The organism is Seleniivibrio woodruffii (assembly GCF_029267515.1).
In the GTDB taxonomy this organism is placed as follows: domain Bacteria; phylum Chrysiogenota; class Deferribacteres; order Deferribacterales; family Geovibrionaceae; genus Seleniivibrio; species Seleniivibrio woodruffii_A.
In genome coordinates, this window is sequence record NZ_JAJUIS010000025.1 from 1 (window position 1) to 15,094 (window position 15,094).

The 15,094-nt window shown below is 47.7% G+C and carries 16 protein-coding genes and 1 tRNA gene; 6 read left to right on the forward strand and 11 right to left on the reverse strand.

Features of this window, described 5'->3' with window-relative positions:
- Window positions 1–7: 7 nt before the first annotated feature.
- Both Q7P67_RS13050 and Q7P67_RS13055 read right to left on the reverse strand, forming a co-directional pair.
- Window positions 8–81, reverse strand: a tRNA-Arg gene (locus Q7P67_RS13050).
- On the reverse strand, window positions 64–615 hold the full coding sequence (locus tag Q7P67_RS13055; protein ID WP_303852681.1) for a 50S ribosomal protein L11 methyltransferase: 552 nt from the start codon (window positions 613–615) through the stop codon (window positions 64–66). Before Q7P67_RS13055 ends, Q7P67_RS13050 begins: the two co-directional genes overlap by 18 nt.
- 125 nt (window positions 616–740) lie before the next feature.
- On the opposite strand from Q7P67_RS13055, the gene Q7P67_RS13060 reads away from it, so the two are divergent.
- The 5 genes from Q7P67_RS13060 to bioB all read left to right on the forward strand — a co-directional run bounded on the left by Q7P67_RS13060 (window position 741) and on the right by bioB (window position 5,464).
- The gene (locus Q7P67_RS13060; RefSeq protein WP_303852682.1) at window positions 741–1,760 is read left to right on the forward strand and encodes an aspartate-semialdehyde dehydrogenase; all 1,020 of its coding nucleotides are present in this window, start codon (window positions 741–743) and stop codon (window positions 1,758–1,760) included.
- A gap of 283 nt (window positions 1,761–2,043) precedes the next feature.
- Complete coding sequence (locus Q7P67_RS13065; protein WP_295222679.1) at window positions 2,044–2,316, forward strand: HU family DNA-binding protein; 273 nt, start codon at window positions 2,044–2,046, stop codon at window positions 2,314–2,316.
- 219 nt (window positions 2,317–2,535) lie between these two features.
- Entirely contained in the window at window positions 2,536–3,834 is a 1,299-nt protein-coding gene (locus Q7P67_RS13070; RefSeq protein ID WP_303852683.1) for an AAA family ATPase, read from the forward strand.
- A 110-nt stretch (window positions 3,835–3,944) separates the two neighbouring features.
- Complete coding sequence (locus Q7P67_RS13075; RefSeq protein ID WP_303852684.1) at window positions 3,945–4,520, forward strand: hypothetical protein; 576 nt, start codon at window positions 3,945–3,947, stop codon at window positions 4,518–4,520.
- Between the two features lie 2 nt (window positions 4,521–4,522).
- Window positions 4,523–5,464, forward strand: a complete 942-nt coding sequence (gene bioB, locus Q7P67_RS13080; RefSeq protein ID WP_303852685.1) for a biotin synthase BioB — start codon at window positions 4,523–4,525, stop codon at window positions 5,462–5,464.
- 133 nt (window positions 5,465–5,597) lie between these two features.
- Here bioB and modD read toward each other — a convergent pair whose 3' ends face one another.
- The 9 genes from modD to Q7P67_RS13125 all read right to left on the reverse strand — a co-directional run bounded on the left by modD (window position 5,598) and on the right by Q7P67_RS13125 (window position 13,853).
- Window positions 5,598–6,434 carry a ModD protein gene (gene modD, locus Q7P67_RS13085; protein ID WP_303852686.1) on the reverse strand — a complete coding sequence of 279 codons (837 nt, stop codon included), beginning with the start codon at window positions 6,432–6,434 and terminating at the stop codon, window positions 5,598–5,600.
- A gap of 2 nt (window positions 6,435–6,436) precedes the next feature.
- Window positions 6,437–7,123 carry a molybdenum ABC transporter permease gene (locus Q7P67_RS13090; RefSeq protein ID WP_303852687.1) on the reverse strand — a complete coding sequence of 229 codons (687 nt, stop codon included), beginning with the start codon at window positions 7,121–7,123 and terminating at the stop codon, window positions 6,437–6,439.
- 1 nt (window position 7,124) lies between these two features.
- The gene (locus Q7P67_RS13095; RefSeq protein ID WP_303852688.1) at window positions 7,125–7,835 is read right to left on the reverse strand and encodes a substrate-binding domain-containing protein; all 711 of its coding nucleotides are present in this window, start codon (window positions 7,833–7,835) and stop codon (window positions 7,125–7,127) included.
- Window positions 7,836–7,933: 98 nt separating this feature from the next.
- On the reverse strand, window positions 7,934–8,314 hold the full coding sequence (locus Q7P67_RS13100; RefSeq protein ID WP_303852689.1) for an acyl-CoA thioesterase: 381 nt from the start codon (window positions 8,312–8,314) through the stop codon (window positions 7,934–7,936).
- Window positions 8,314–9,240: an RNA polymerase sigma factor RpoD/SigA gene (locus Q7P67_RS13105; RefSeq protein ID WP_303852690.1), complete on the reverse strand. Its 927-nt coding sequence runs from the start codon at window positions 9,238–9,240 to the stop codon at window positions 8,314–8,316. The genes Q7P67_RS13100 and Q7P67_RS13105 overlap by 1 nt, the downstream gene beginning before the upstream one ends.
- Window positions 9,241–9,288: 48 nt before the next feature.
- Window positions 9,289–11,898, reverse strand: coding sequence for an ATP-dependent chaperone ClpB (gene clpB / locus Q7P67_RS13110; RefSeq protein WP_303852691.1), 2,610 nt, complete (start codon window positions 11,896–11,898; stop codon window positions 9,289–9,291).
- A 13-nt stretch (window positions 11,899–11,911) separates the two neighbouring features.
- Window positions 11,912–12,283, reverse strand: a complete 372-nt coding sequence (locus Q7P67_RS13115) for a heat shock protein transcriptional repressor HspR (RefSeq protein ID WP_303852692.1) — start codon at window positions 12,281–12,283, stop codon at window positions 11,912–11,914.
- Window positions 12,284–12,285: 2 nt separating this feature from the next.
- A complete protein-coding gene (dnaJ, locus tag Q7P67_RS13120) occupies window positions 12,286–13,395 on the reverse strand; it encodes a molecular chaperone DnaJ (protein WP_303852693.1) in 1,110 nt (369 codons plus the stop codon).
- Window positions 13,396–13,415: 20 nt separating this feature from the next.
- Window positions 13,416–13,853 carry an Hsp20/alpha crystallin family protein gene (locus Q7P67_RS13125; protein WP_303852694.1) on the reverse strand — a complete coding sequence of 146 codons (438 nt, stop codon included), beginning with the start codon at window positions 13,851–13,853 and terminating at the stop codon, window positions 13,416–13,418.
- A 153-nt stretch (window positions 13,854–14,006) separates the two neighbouring features.
- On the opposite strand from Q7P67_RS13125, the gene Q7P67_RS13130 reads away from it, so the two are divergent.
- A complete protein-coding gene (locus Q7P67_RS13130) occupies window positions 14,007–14,870 on the forward strand; it encodes an energy transducer TonB (RefSeq protein ID WP_303852695.1) in 864 nt (287 codons plus the stop codon).
- The last annotated feature ends 224 nt before the right edge of the window (window positions 14,871–15,094 follow it).

Genomic DNA, 15,094 nt, shown 5'->3' on the forward strand with positions numbered 1-15,094 from the left:
AATTTAACGGGCGATGCGGGAGTCGAACCCACTACCTCAGGCTTCGGAGGCCTGCACTCTATCCTAATGAGCTAATCGCCCTTTGCTGAAAAGAACAGTACAATAATCTTCATGTATCTGCAAGTCAAGAACTTCCAGTCCGTATTTCATGTAATGCTTTCGTATGTCGTAATGTTCCTCAATGGGAACGCCGGAAACAACCAGCAGACCGCCTTCGTTCAGAGAACCGTAAATGAAATCCGAAATCGCCAGTAGTATATCATAATATATATTTGCAAAGATGATATCGAAAGAGCCGTTTATGCAGGTTTCAAAACCACAGGCAACATGGTTGTCAGTGACGTTATTCAGTTCGTTGCACTGCACCGCTGTGCGGCAGGCATCAAAGGATACATCATAACCGACGACGGAACCTACCCCAAGGAGTGATGCGCATATGCCGAGTATTCCCGTTCCGCAGCCCACATCAAGCATACTTTTGCCGGAAAGTTCCATCCGCTCCAGATGCCCTATGCAGCATTTTGTTGTGACGTGTTCGCCGCTTCCGAAAGCGCCCTGATAAATTTTCGCTGTTTTGCCGTTTCTGAGGGGGATTTCAAATATTATACGTTCCATGGTGCTAAAGAGGTAACATATGCACCATCGTAAAAGCAATAATATAATCATATAGTCTAAAATTCGTTGACAATACGGTTCTTTCAGCATAATTGTATCCAACAACTTTGTATGCGAGGTGCAACGTGGCAGAATTTAAGAAAAAAGCAGCCTATAACGTAGCGATTGCCGGAGCGACTGGAGCTGTCGGCGAGACATTTTTGCAGATACTTGAAGAGAGAAACTTTCCTATTGCAGAGCTGAAACTTCTGGCTTCCAAACGCTCTGTGGGCAAAGAGATAACGTTCAAGGGCAAAACATATAAAGTTGAAGAACTGACGCACGACTGCTTTGAAGGCGTTGATATCGCCCTTTTCAGCGCAGGCGGCGGCAGAAGCCTTGAGTTCGCGCCCAGCGCGGTGAAAGCGGGTGCGGTAGTTATCGACAACTCATCGGCTTTCCGTATGGACAAGGACGTTCCTCTGGTTGTTCCTGAGGTAAACCCTGAGGATGCGTTCAAAAATAACGGCATCATAGCGAACCCCAACTGCACAACAATCATCATGCTTGTTGCTCTTAAACCTCTTTATGACTTTTCAAAAGTTAAAAACGTGGTAGTATCCTCATATCAGTCAACATCCGGCGCGGGTGCGCAGGCTATGGAAGAGCTGATGAACCAGACAAAAGCATGGGCGAACGGCGAACCTATCAAAGTTGAAAAGTTTGCCCACCAGATACTCTTCAACGTTATACCCCATGTGGATTCGTTCACCGATAACGGATATACCAAAGAAGAGCTTAAAATGTTCAACGAGACAAGAAAGATGCTCCACGACGACGAGATTAAGGTCAGCGCGACATGCGTCCGTGTGCCTACGCTTTCCGCCCACTCCGAGTCTGTTACAATAGAAACCGAGCAGCCCGTCAGCCCTGAAAAGGCAAGGGAACTCTTTGCGAAGGCGCCCGGACTCAAACTTCTGGACGATCCCGCAAACAATAAATATCCTATGCCGCTTTTTGTTGCTGGCGGAGACGATTGCTATGTCGGACGTATAAGAACCGACATTGCTCGTCCGAACTGCCTGACCTTCTGGGTTGTCGGCGACCAGCTCCGCAAAGGGGCGGCCACAAACGCTGTACAGATTGCAGAATTGCTGATAAAATAAATACTGTAAAATTCATAAGATTTCCCCCGATTCGCTTGCGTTTCGGGGGAAATCATTGTTAAGATGTATCTTAACTTGATTTTAGAAAATTGAAATGGTATTAACACAGGCATCAAAATGAACCTTAGTTAATTTAATTTGGGCGTTGTTACATGTTTTGCGGACATTCATTCATTATTTATTAATAAATGCTATGCTTTTCTGCATCCACTGACAATAATTGCTTGATTTTAGGGGTTCATGTGTGTATATAATTTTAACTTCTTGATGTTAGGAGGTTGTAGTGAACAAGAAAGAGCTTATTGAGAAGATCGCAGAAATGTCAGGTCTCAAAAAATCAGATGCTGAAAAAGCACTCAAGGCTTTCGAAGAAGCCACAGTAGAAGCACTGAAAGCTAACGACAAAGTTACACTTGTCGGCTTTGGTACGTTCTCTGTATCTGAGAGAAAAGAGCGTAAAGGAAGGAATCCTCAGAGCGGAAAAGAAATGACTATTCCCTCAAAAAGAGTTCCCAAGTTTACAGCCGGCAAGCTTTTCAAAGATTCCATCGGCTAAGACGAATATTTGAAATAGTTTTCGTTATAAAAAAGCCCTGTGCCGAAAGCACCGGGCTTTTTTTTATTGCTATGATCATATTCAGTGTTATATTTAATTAATCCATGTAAAATAATTTTACATATTACTTGTGATGGCTTTTTTTTGAAAATGTGGACAAGTCGTTTATAATGCTTTATAATCGGTTTCGTTAGATGATTTTGCGTTGTCAGAGGCGGTATGAGCAGAGACTTATTCGGGTTTAAAGGAGAACCATTCAGCGTTCACCCCGATAACAGGTACTTTTTTTCTTCCATTTCCCATGACAAGGCTATAACCCTGCTCGAATACGGTATAAACAGCCGAAAGGGTTTTATGCTGCTCACGGGACTTAAAGGCACCGGTAAGACCATGACCTGTAGTATTCTTCAGGAGGGTTTAAGCGGCGTCAACGCTGTCCTTGTGCCCACAGGTGTGAGAGAACCTGAGAAACTCCTTGCCGAGATATGCAAAGGCTTCGGGCTGGATTATTCGTTGGAAAGCTACGAATCTGCGTTCGGAAAACTGATGCAATATTTTGTTGAACAGTATAAAGAGGGCAGAAACAGCCTCATCATCATCGACGACGCGGAAATAATATCCGATGCCTGCCTCTCGCTTCTCAACAGTTTTATGGAGATAGAGATAGAGCAGTGCAAGCTCGTTCAGGTAATATTGTGCGGAACCCCTGCGCTCCACGACAGGCTGAAAAGCGTGAGCAGTCAGCTCGGACCGAAATTCACTTTTACCGTGGAACTTGCAGCACTCTCCATGAAAGACACTGCGGACTATGTTGAGCACAGACTTAAAAAAGCGCTGGGAGAAGATTTTCCTCTCTTCAGAAAAAACTCTTATATCGAAATTTATCACTATTCCAAAGGAATCCCTTCCGAAATAAACCGTATTGCACAGAAAGCAATTGAGATAGCGACAGATAAGAAGGCTTCCAGAGTTACGTCGGTAATCGTTAAGCAGGCGGCTGCGTCCCTTTACGGCGTGAGCAGACGCAGAACTGTAAAACTGCTTCCCGTGTTTGCCGCTCTTGCCCTTGTTTTCGGCGGTGCCTATTATATGATGTTTCATCCCGTTGCAAAAAAAATGATAACCGAACCTGCCGTGACAGTTGCGCCTGAACCTGTCGAACCTGTTCCCGCGGAGGCAGACCCCCAAACGGAGCCTCTTAAAAAGGAAACTCAGCAGCCTGCCGATGTTAAGCCTGTTCCGGCGGAACCTGCACCTGTGCCAGAACCTGTTAAAGAGGAACCACAGGCGCCAGCCCAGCCGAAGTTCGGCTGTGTGGAAGCGTCAAGCGGTCTTAAAATAAGAAAAAGTCCTTCCAGAAACGCTGCCAGCATAGGCAATGCGCCCAATCGCGCCAGGGTTGAACTTGTTAAAAAAACCAAGGACGGCGAATGGTGGGAGATAAGGTACAAAGGAAAGGACGGATACATGTTCGCGGAGTTTGTAAAACCAAGCGAAACAGGGGAGTGTAGAAGATAAATATCAGATGGCTTGCCGTTTTTGCCGCCGCGCTTTTTATTCTGACCGGATGCGGCACAAGGGCAAAATTCAGAAGTTACGACAGGCAACTGGACGAGATACGCTCTGATGTGCGCAATATCAGGCTCATAACTGATCAGATGCGCAACGAGATAGTTACGCTTAAAACCTCTGTAGACGTGGTCGGAGTCAATATAGACAGACAGACCAAGGACATAGAGCTTGCAAAGAAGAATCAGCAGCTCCTTGCCGACTCTCTTGACATCATGAAGGATACTGTTGTTAAACTGGAATCCAGAACACTTGCCGAGAAGAAAGCTGAGTTAGAGAAGCTGGAAAAGGAAGAGAACGACACGCAGATAACGGTTGTAGCCAAGAAAGAGGATGGCGTCACAAAAATACAACCTGTCGGTAAACCGTCTGTTAAAGCACCTAAGACCTCAAGGAAATACTCTTCCGGACCCGAGATTGATACATCAAAAACAGGTTTCGGGTACGCAGTTAAAGACGGTGTTATCCTCTGGCGCGGACCCTCCAAAAACTCTGACGTTATGGAAATCCTCATCGCATGGCAGCAGGTATCCATCCTCGGAAGTGTAAAGAACGAGGGTGAGAACTGGCTTAAAGTGAAAACGCAGGATTATTCGGGCTTCGTCGATTCAAAATTCATTATTTCATCGGAATAAAAATGCTTAAAAAAATCTATCACAAGGCTCTCCGTAATGAACAGATAACTCATGCGGAGTTTGAAATCCTTGTCAGCTCAGATATAATTGAACTGACCTCCTATGCGGAACAGATAAAGATTAAATTTATGGGCAGCGAACCGCAAACCTGCGCAATCATAAACGCCAGAAGCGGGCTATGCTCTGAAAACTGCTCTTTCTGCGCCCAGTCGTCGCATTTTTCAACTGGTGCGCCTGTGTACCAGTATATAGAGCTTACGCGCATAGAAGAGGCGGCGAAAGAGCTTGCAGATAAAGGCGTGGAGCGTTTCAGCATCGTCACCAGCGGGCTTGTTCCTGATGATGCCGAGTTTGAAAAAATAAAGGAATCATTAAAGATAATAAAAAGATACGGACTGAAACCCGATGCGTCCGTAGGATGCCTCAGCTATGATAAACTGATTGAACTGAAAGCTGTGGGGCTTGACGCATACCATCATAATCTGGAAGTGGCGCGCAGTTTCTTTCCGCAGATATGTACAACCCACGACTATGAAGACGACGTTCAGACGGTGTGCGATTCCGTCCGCGCCGGGCTTTATACATGCAGCGGGGGAATATTCGGACTGGGCGAAACGTGGGCGCACAGATATGAGCTTGCCATGACGCTGCGCGAACTGGGTGTGCATTCCGTCCCTATGAATTTTCTGAATCCTATCAAGGGAACACCAAAAGAGGGGACAGAGGTGCTTTCAGAGGAAGAGGCGATGCGCATACTAGCCGTTTACAGATTTCTGCTGCCGGACCGCAGTATAAGAGTCTGCGGCGGGCGCAGTATAGTGTTTTCGCAGGACAGTGCTGAGAAGGTGCTGAAAGCGGGAGCCAGCGGTATTATGGTGGGGGATTATCTGACTGTCAAAGGGGTATCCATTGATGAGGATATGCAATATATCAAACGATTTTAAGCTGCGCATTTTAGAGCAAGAGCACAGAATCAAACTGATATGAAATCGCTTCGGGCGTGAAGCCCTCGCGAAGACTAATAGAAAATCCGTCTCTGCGAACCCTGAAAGGGTGAAGCAGTCTCTACATAATGTTTTAGCTTATTGCCGCTTTTATATCCGCAGGTTTCCCGAAATACATCCATGAAGTTACAAGCATGTCGGCACCGGATGCCGCGTAGTTTTCCGCGTTGTCAATGTTTATGCCGCCTGCCGCAAGCACTTTGACCGAAGGGCTGAGCGTTTTCACCATCTTAACGGTTTCAGCCACCTGTTCAGGAGTCATCTTGTCCGTCTGGATGCTGTCAACACCTGCTTTTACGGCTTTTTCGATATCCTCCAGCTTTTCAAGTTCAATCTCTATCTTTTTTTCGAGGCATTTCAGACGTATTTCAGGCATTTTTGCCAACAGCGAGTCCAGCCCCCCCGCATTATCATAATGTGCCGGAAAAAAAAGCACGGTTTCCGAGATACCGAGCCTGTGTGGTACCGCCCCGCCAGCTATAAGCGCCTGAACTGAGAGACGGCGTGTGCCGGGGAAAGCCTTCCTTGTTCCGCTCACGACAATTTTCGGGTTACCTTTTCTGGCTGCCGCGACCAGATTTCTGGTTCTGGTGGCTATGCCGGATGAATATTCCATAAGATTGAGGGCAACCCGCCAGCCTTTGTGGATAGCCTGCGGCGTGCCGTTTGCCTCTATTATAAGATCTCCCACGGAAACAAACTCGCCGCTTTTAAGGGTGCTTGTAACGGTGCAGCCGACTCTTTCAAGTACACTGACCGCGGCTTCGCATCCGCTGACGCAGGTATCATGTCTGGCTTTGAATGTGATGTTCAGAGAATTTTTTGTGAAATCAGTGATTGATGAAGTCAGGTCGATGAACGGGATATCCTCCTCGATCCATCTGTCTATATCTTGTTGAGTAAAAAACATTTTTAAACGCTCCTCGTTTCCAGTCTCCTCAGCAGGGTGAAGAGGATTACGGAAACACCAAGCAGTATAACGCAGAGAACGCCCGCGCGTAAATAGTTCCCTTCAAATACTGCGTTATATACTTCCAATGAAAGGGTATTTGTCTTCCCTATTATGTTTCCGCCAATCATAAGAGTAATCCCCACTTCTCCGAGCGATCTGCCAAGCCCCAGAGCGAGACCTGCGAAAATACTTTTTTTCACGTTGGGGACTACTACAAACAGGAAAGTTGTCACCTTGCTTTTTCCCAGCGTAAGAGACGCTTCTATTAGGTTTTTTGCGGATGATGCGATTGCGGACTGTACGGGTTTGACAACAAGGGGAAGTCCGGCTGTGAAAGCCGCTATCACAAGGGCTTTCTGCGTAAATATCATCTCTATTCCCATGCTCTGAAGGTGTTTTCCGAGAAGTCCGAACCTTCCGAGTATCAGAAGCAGGATGAAACCTGTTGCAATGGGCGGAAATATCAGGGGAAATGATATGAAGATATCAAAAAAGCCCCTGAACGGGGCTTTCTCACTGCTCAGGTACCACGCTATCAAGATTCCGAAGAACCCGTGCAGGAGAAAAGCCCAGAAGCAGACCTTTGCTGTCAGAAATATCGAGAAGATAATCTGGTCGTTGGTCAGCTCGTTCAGAAACAGACTCATATTAAAGACCGTTTTTCTTGGCTATTTTTTTCATGTCCGGTGTTCCGAGCATACCGATGAACGTTTTAAGGTCTTCGGGAACCGGGCATCCGTTAAGTGTTGCAGCAGCAATTTCAAGTGGAGAATAGCCTTTGCTGACTTCTATGAAACCGCCGAGATTGTCCTTGTTGTTGCCTGCGAATGTTATGTTTACGAAACCTGCATCAGCTTCGCCGGAAAGGACGTATGAACCCGCCTGCGGTACAGTCTGTGCGGGGATGAGTTTTCCCTCGATACCGAGTCCGGTGTTTTTGATAAGCTGAGAACCAGCCTTGCCGTAGATGGCTTTTTCAGCATCCGGGATTGCTATTTTTGCAAATTCGGGTTTTTTCAGGTCTTCTGGGGTGGAAATTTTAAGCCCCTTTCTTACGATGATGGCGAGAACGCCCTTACCAATAGGGTTGTATGACGTGTAGGGGATGCCTGAAGTTTTAAGGAAGCTCTCTTCCCCAATAACGGCGCAGATTCCGCCGCCGAGTTTAACCTGTGCTGCGACCTGTCCCATGTTTCCGTACATTCTCTCCATCTTTTTGCCTGTTTTCGCTTCATAAAAGGCAGCCATGTCCTCAACAAGCGCTTTGTATCCTGCGCCTGCGGCTATGCGGAGATCGTCTGCATAGGCACTGAAGCTGAACACTGCAAGTGTGAGAACCGTTAAAATGATTTTTTTCATGATTCCTCCTGATCGCGTTATGTTAATAATGATATAACGATAAACGTTATATAGCACCAGGAATAACGCATGTCAAACAGTTATTGGGAATAACGGTTTTAACCCTCGGAGCGCAGTTGTGCGTAAACGGGCAGGGGAGTGGAATGACCTTCCGCATCAATGCGGCAGAAAGTGATATTTGTTGAGAAGACTTCTTTTTCGATGGTACCGCCGGGTTCGTCAGCGTAGACTATAACCTGATAAGTGATGGATTTTGTGCCGACGTGTTTTGGTTTTATCTCAAAACGCAGAATGGATCCGTTGACCACCTGATGTTTGAAAACGATGCTGTCCATTGCGACTGTGACGAGTTTGCATCCGGGGAAGTCAAGTGATGCGGTCATCCATGCGGCTTCATCTATCCATTTCAGCATCGTTCCGCCGAAAAGTTTGCCGTAGTGGTTCAGGTGTTCCGGTCTTACATGCTGGTATGTATTCATTAGTTCAGAAAGTCCTGTAATTTATTTTTCATGGCTTTTTTCCGCAGTTTTGCGAGCGCGCGTGTTTCAAGCTGGCGCACGCGTTCGCGGCTTATCTGCATCATTTCGCCTATTTCTTCAAGTGTCTTCGGCGCTTCGCCGTCCAGTCCGAATCTCCATGAGATGATGGAAGATTCGCGCTCGTCCAGTTCGTCCACTATGTCGTCAAGAGCGGCTTTCAGGGTTTTTGCTATGATATCTTCCTCGATATCGGCGGAACCCGATTCCAGAAGGTCTATGAAAGAGCGGTCTTCTCCGTCCTTTATGGGCGCTTCCAGAGACAGATAGTTCCTTGAAACGCGCAGAACGTTCTCAATATCCGATTCCTCCATTTTCAGGTATTCGGAAAGCTCGTGGGAAGTGGGTTCGCGGTTAAGCTGTTTGTTCAGCTTTTCGATTGCGCCGTTAATCTTGTAGAGGATACCCGCCTGTTTGATGGGCAGTTTTACAGTACCCGATTGTTCGGCGAGAGCCTGTATGATGGACTGGCGAATCCACCAGACAGCGTATGATATGAATTTTACGTCTTTTGTGTGGTCGAAGCGTTTTGCCGCCTCCACAAGACCGAGGTTTCCCTGATTTATAAGGTCGGATATGGGCAGACCGGTATTTTTATATCTGTTCGCAATTGAGACCACAAATTTCAGGTTTGAGAGGATGAGCTTGTTAAGTGCTTCCTGATCGCCCTTGGCGATGCGCACACCAAGATCGTACTCCTGTTCCTTCGAAAGGGGCTTATATCGCGAGATGGTGTTCAGATACTGTTTCAGCGAGTTTTCGCTGACAGGGGCAGGCACATCAGCCTGCCCTTCTTCAGCAGTATCTTCAATCTCTTCTTCGTCAAGATGTTCGTTTTCGTCGAGGGTGTCTTCAGTTTCTTCGCTCATAGTCCTCTGCCGTTTTCAGATTATAACACACGATTGCCGAATCCGAAATTAACCTTTAGGAAAAATAATCTCCATAGCGCCGTTTTTAAAGGTAAGTTCGGCTCTGTCGCCCTGTTTCAGCTCACCTTTGATAATTTTTTCCGCTACAAAGTTTTCGACAAGTTTCCTTATGGCTCTTTTCATAGGTCTTGCGCCGTATGCCTGATCGAAACCTGCCTTGGTTATCTCTTCTATGACAGATTTGTCCCAGCTAAGTTCAATGTTATTCTCTGCCACACGTCTGGCAAAGCCTTTCATAAGTATCTCTGCGATATCGGCAATGTGTTCTCTGCCGAGGGGGTGGAACACAATAATATCGTCGATACGGTTCAAAAATTCAGGACGGAAGAATGTGGACAGTTGAGCTGTCGCAATCTTCTGTATATCGGCGTATTTTTCCTGCCAGCTTCCCTCTTTCGCGAAAGACTCGTGGATGAGGTCGCTTGCTATGTTTGAGGTCATTATCACCACGCAGTTTTTAAAGGACACTGTGCGTCCTTTGCTGTCTGTCAGCCTGCCGTCGTCCAAAAGCTGAAGCAGAACGTTAAAAACGTCAGGATGCGCTTTTTCAATCTCGTCGAGCAGGATTACGCAGTAGGGTCTTCTGCGCACAGCCTCTGTGAGCTGTCCGCCCTCTTCGTAACCGACGTATCCGGGAGGTGCGCCGATAAGCCTTGCCACAGCGTGTTTTTCCATATATTCACTCATGTCTATACGGACGATGGCGTCTTCTGTGTCGAAAAGAAACTCCGCAAGGGATTTTGCAAGCTCGGTCTTACCAACTCCGGTAGGTCCGAGGAATATGAACGAACCCAGCGGTCTGTTGGGGTCGTTCAGTCCTGCGCGGCTTCGTCTGACGGATTCACAGACGGCGGCTATGGCATTATCCTGACCTATAACCCTCTTATGCAGCCAGCTTTCCATATTTATGAGCTTGTCTGCCTCTGCCTCCAGCAGCTTGGTTGCAGGGATTCCCGTCCATTTGCTGATAACGGCTGCGATGTCCTCTTCGTCCACTTCTTCTTTCAGCATCCTTTTGCCCTTCTGAAGCTCGGTGAGTTTCAGATTTGCATCGTCCATCTCCTTCTGGAGCTGAACAAGGGTGCCGTATTTTATTTCGGAGGCTTTTGTCAGGTCGCCCAGGCGTTCTGCCTGCGCCATGTCCGTTTTTGCCTGTTCTATATGTTCCTTGATAGTGCGCACCTGCTGTATGACGTTCTTTTCGTTCTGCCATGCGATGCGCATTGCGGATGCCTGTTCTTTCAGGTTCGCAAGCTCGCCCTCAAGTTTCTCAAGACGCTGTCTGCTCGCCGCGTCCTGTTCCTTTTTGAGCGCCTGTTTGTCTATCTCGTGCTGGGTTATTTTGCGTTCCAACTCGTCAAGCTCTGTAGGGAGGCTGTCTATCTCCATACGGAGTTTCGCGGTCGCCTCGTCTATAAGGTCAATAGCCTTGTCAGGCATGAACCTGTCGCTGATGTATTTGTCCGCAAGGTGTGCGGCGGCAACAAGCGCACTGTCTTTGATGCGCACGCCGTGGTGTACTTCGTAACGCTCTTTAAGTCCGCGCAGGATGGACACTGTGTCCTCAACTGACGGCTCTTTGACGTATACCGGCTGGAACCTTCTTTCAAGCGCCGCATCCTTTTCTATGTATTTTTTGTACTCGTCAAGTGTGGTGGCACCGATGCAGTGGAGTTCTCCTCTTGCCAGCGCCGGTTTAAGCAGGTTTGCGGCATCCATTGCACCGTCGGTTTTGCCTGCGCCCACGAGGGTGTGCATCTCATCGATGAAAAGCACTATCTCGCCTTCGCGCTCTTTAATGGCGTTCAGGATGGCTTTCAGCCTGTCCTCGAACTCGCCGCGGAATTTCGTTCCTGCGATGAGCGCACCCATATCAAGCACTGCAACTGTGCGGTCTTTCAGCGATTCCGGCACGTCGCCGTTAACTATCCTCTGTGCCAGACCCTCAGCGATGGCGGTTTTACCCACGCCCGGTTCACCTATCAGCACGGGGTTGTTCTTAGTACGTCTTGAAAGGACGTGTATCACACGCCTAATTTCTTCATCTCTGCCGATAACAGGGTCGAGTTTACCTTTCCTTGCCGATTCGGTGAGGTTTATGGTGTATTTATCAAGCACGTTCATCTTGTCTTCGGGGTTCTGGTCGGTGACACGGCTTGAACCCTTCGTGGCTTCATACGCTTTCAGCAGAGTGTTCAGCGAGTATCCGCAGGAGGAGAGGGCGGTGCGCAGATCGTATCCCGCGTTTTCGCCAACACCCATGAGGATGTGCTCGGTGGAAACGTATTCGTCGCCGAATTTTTTAAGACTGTCAAAGGCATAGTCAAGAGCTTTCTTGGCTTCCTGCGACATGTAAAGCTGAACGCTGCCCTCCACTTTGGGCTGCTTATTTATTATCTTTTCAGTCTCTTCGGTGAGCCTGTTCACATTTACGCCTGCTTTGTGCAGAAGGGGCGTAACGATCCCGTCCTCCTGATTTATGAGGGCGAGAAGGAGGTGTTCTGGCATAAGCTGCTGGTGGCTGCGTTTTTCAGCATCGTCCAGCGCCGCCTGAACGGCTTCCTGTGCTTTGATGGTCATTTTGTTGAAGTTAATCATGTCTCCTCCTGATTTACTCCTTATCTATTCTGACCTTGATTATCCTGTTCTCTGAAACGGGAACAAGTCCCTCTCTCTTTGCGTTTATGCTGTCCGCATGTTCCATTATGAATCTGCGGAGCTGTTCGTTCTGAGCTTTAAGTTCTTCCATCTGGTTTTTCATGTTAATAACGACTTCAACCCCTGCCAGATTAACCCCCATATCTTTTGTGAGGGTGAGGATGAATTTAAGGGTTTCAAGGTCTTCGTCCGAGTATAATCTTGTGTTTCCCTGTGTTCTTTTGGGGTTGATGAACCCCAGTCTTTCATACTGGCGGAGTGTCTGCGGATGCAGATCGAACATCTCCGACACTATGCTTATGACGTAGAGGGGCTTGCTTTTCATGGTTACAGCCTCGCTTTGTCTATGAGCCTTTGCCGTGCGTCGTCTGCATATCTGTGCTGCATGTCTGTGAGGGATTTACGGTCGCCCTCAACGGCAATCTGCGGCACACGCACCTTTATGACAACATAAAGATCGCCTGTAACACCGCTTTTCAGGCTCGGAATACCTTTGTTCTTAACGCGGAACGTCTGCCCCGGCTGTGTGCCTGCGGGTATGTTCATGCTTATGGTGCCGTACGGGGTGGGGACGTTTATCTTCGCACCCAGCGCGGCTTCAAACATATCGACCTCTACGTTAACGTAAATATTGTTGCCCTTCCTCTCGAATACGTCGTGATCCTGAACGTTGGTTATGATGTAAAGGTCGCCCTGCGGTCCGCCGTTGCGTCCCGCGTTTCCTTTACCCGCCACGCGTATTTTCGAGTTTTTGTCCACACCCTTGGGGATGCGCACTTTTATCTTTTCCTGAACGTTCTTGTATCCGCTGCCCTTGCAGACGGAGCAGACGTTTTTCGATATCTGACCGTGACCTTTGCATGTGGGACATGCGGATATTGAGAACATGCCGCCTTTCTGGTTCATGCTCTGTCCCGAACCGTTACAGGTGGGGCAGGTTATTCTGTCGCCGCCTTTACCGTTGCAGGAGGCGCATTTTTCGGTGTGGTTGACCGATATCTCGTATTCGTTGCCGAATATTGCGTCTTTGAAGGGTACCTGCACTGTCAGGTTGATGTCTTCACCCTGAACGGGAGCGTCGGAACGGCTTCTGCGTCCGCCGCCGAAGCCGCCTCCGAACATATTCCCGAAGATATCGTTCATGTCAAAACCGCCGAAGTGGTTTTTAATGTCTTCAAAGTTGGCGCCGGAGAAATCGTATCCGTGTCCGCCGTTTTTAAATGCGTCATGCCCCAGAGAGTCGTATTGCTTCCGCTTTTCAGCATCCGACAGAACGCCGTAGGCTTCGGAAATCTCCTTGAATTTGTCCTCGGCGGATTTGTCGCCGGGGTTCACGTCGGGGTGGTATTTCCTCGCCAGCTTTCTGTATGCTTTTTTAATCTCATCCTCTGTTGCGGTCTTTGCCACACCGAGGATGGCGTAATAATCTTGAGGCATAGTTTATTCACCGTTTATGTTTATTCTGTTTCAACCTTGATGATTTTGGGTTGAATCTCTGTGCGTTTCTGTAATGTAATTTTCAAAAGTCCGTCTTTCAGGCAAGCCTTTACGCTGTTCACGTCCACAGTGTTTGGTATCGCAAACGAACGGTTGAACTTGCCATATGCGCGTTCAAGCCTGTAGTAGTTGTCACTGTCTCCGTCTACGGGATATTTCTTTTCACCTTTGAGAACGAGAACCCCGTCAGCCATCTGAATATCAAGTTCCTCTTCCTTAACGCCGGGCAGCTCTGCGACAATTACTATCTCCGAATCGGTTTCGTAAATGTCAACAGGGGGAAGCCAGTCGCCATAGCTTCCGTGAGCTGATTTGCTCAGGGTTTCGTCAAAGATCTTGTTCATTCTGTCGTGCATTGTCATAAGGTCTTTCAGCGGATCCCATCTTACGATCGCCATAGTTTTGCCTCCTTGTGAGAGTTAATATGATTATGAACGTATAATAAGACTTGAGTCTGTGTGTGTCAAGTTTTTTTATCTGGGAACCTTAATAGAACTTTTTGCCGCAGTTTCAGTCTTGTAAATAAATCTATCTGAGAGTATCTTCTTCTGATGCGTAACATATTCTGGGTATTTCTCTTATTGTCGCTGCTGCTTCACCTTTTGGGTCTGGGTGTATTTCATCTGCCGAAAGAGGAGAAGGAACGTGAAAAACCCATTGATATTCAGATAGTTCCGAAAGAAAAACAGGAACAGCCGCAAAAACCTCTGCCTTCGCAGCCCAAAAAATATATTCCTCCGACACCTCTTGACGAGGAGAAGGATACAAAAATTGAACAGGACAGACCCGCTCCGCCTAAACAGGAGAAAAAAGCACCTGTAAGGGACGGTCAGGATATGAGAAAATCACCTGACAAGACCCCTGTGCCGCCGTCTGCACCGAAAACTCAGCAGCGTCCTGCTCCGCCCGACGCGATACCGCCTAAAAGCGATGCCAGTGTGCCCAAAGTATCGCCCGATACTCCGAAATCACTGCCGGATAACTCCAGAAAGGATGCCGACCGGAAGCGTATCGACGATATCATGAACCCGAAAGAGACTATTGAAAAGTATGCCAACGGCGGGGCGAAGGTTACAGGTGAGGACTCCGTGTCCATGCAGTATGTCAAATTCCGCTATCAGTCATATTTCTATAAATTCGCGTCAAGACTTTACAGAGTCTGGACTTACCCGCCGGAATCAGCCATACGCGGAGAGCAGGGAGTTGTACAGGCTTCTTTTATAATCTCCCGCGACGGGCGGATATCCAGCATCCGCATAATCCGTTCCAGCGGCTATCCGGATCTTGACAACGAAGTTATAACCGCGCTTAAAAAGATGGCTGGCGTGCCGCTGCCGGATTCATACGAGCTTGATAACCTGAAGGTTGACGCATATTTTCAGTATATTATCGGCGGCGGATTTCAGGTGTATTGATAACAGCTCCCTCTTTTGAAACCTGAAACCTCAGATGTCTGTGCATATGGCAAACTGACTGCTTTTTTGTTATTAAATAGTCAAGTAAGATGTCTTGCTTGATTTATAACCAACGAAATAAAGACGTCCTGTCATTATTTCGTCAACGCTCCGGTCGGCAAGCCTCCCGTTGCTCACGCAAGCGGGTTTCTTCCTGAAACCTCAGATGTCTGCGCATATGGCAA

Coding starts and splice junctions, on each gene's coding strand:
- bioB (WP_303852685.1), top strand. CDS start 4,523: ATGCTTAAAAAAATCTATCACAAGGCTCTCCGTAATGAACAGATAACT.
- Q7P67_RS13125 (WP_303852694.1), bottom strand. CDS start 13,853: ATGGCGATCGTAAGATGGGATCCGCTGAAAGACCTTATGACAATGCAC.
- Q7P67_RS13100 (WP_303852689.1), bottom strand. CDS start 8,314: ATGAATACATACCAGCATGTAAGACCGGAACACCTGAACCACTACGGC.
- modD (WP_303852686.1), bottom strand. CDS start 6,434: ATGTTTTTTACTCAACAAGATATAGACAGATGGATCGAGGAGGATATC.
- Q7P67_RS13055 (WP_303852681.1), bottom strand. CDS start 615: ATGGAACGTATAATATTTGAAATCCCCCTCAGAAACGGCAAAACAGCG.
- dnaJ (WP_303852693.1), bottom strand. CDS start 13,395: ATGCCTCAAGATTATTACGCCATCCTCGGTGTGGCAAAGACCGCAACA.
- Q7P67_RS13115 (WP_303852692.1), bottom strand. CDS start 12,283: ATGAAAAGCAAGCCCCTCTACGTCATAAGCATAGTGTCGGAGATGTTC.
- Q7P67_RS13130 (WP_303852695.1), top strand. CDS start 14,007: ATGCGTAACATATTCTGGGTATTTCTCTTATTGTCGCTGCTGCTTCAC.
- clpB (WP_303852691.1), bottom strand. CDS start 11,898: ATGATTAACTTCAACAAAATGACCATCAAAGCACAGGAAGCCGTTCAG.
- Q7P67_RS13070 (WP_303852683.1), top strand. CDS start 2,536: ATGAGCAGAGACTTATTCGGGTTTAAAGGAGAACCATTCAGCGTTCAC.
- Q7P67_RS13095 (WP_303852688.1), bottom strand. CDS start 7,835: ATGAAAAAAATCATTTTAACGGTTCTCACACTTGCAGTGTTCAGCTTC.
- Q7P67_RS13105 (WP_303852690.1), bottom strand. CDS start 9,240: ATGAGCGAAGAAACTGAAGACACCCTCGACGAAAACGAACATCTTGAC.
- Q7P67_RS13090 (WP_303852687.1), bottom strand. CDS start 7,123: ATGAGTCTGTTTCTGAACGAGCTGACCAACGACCAGATTATCTTCTCG.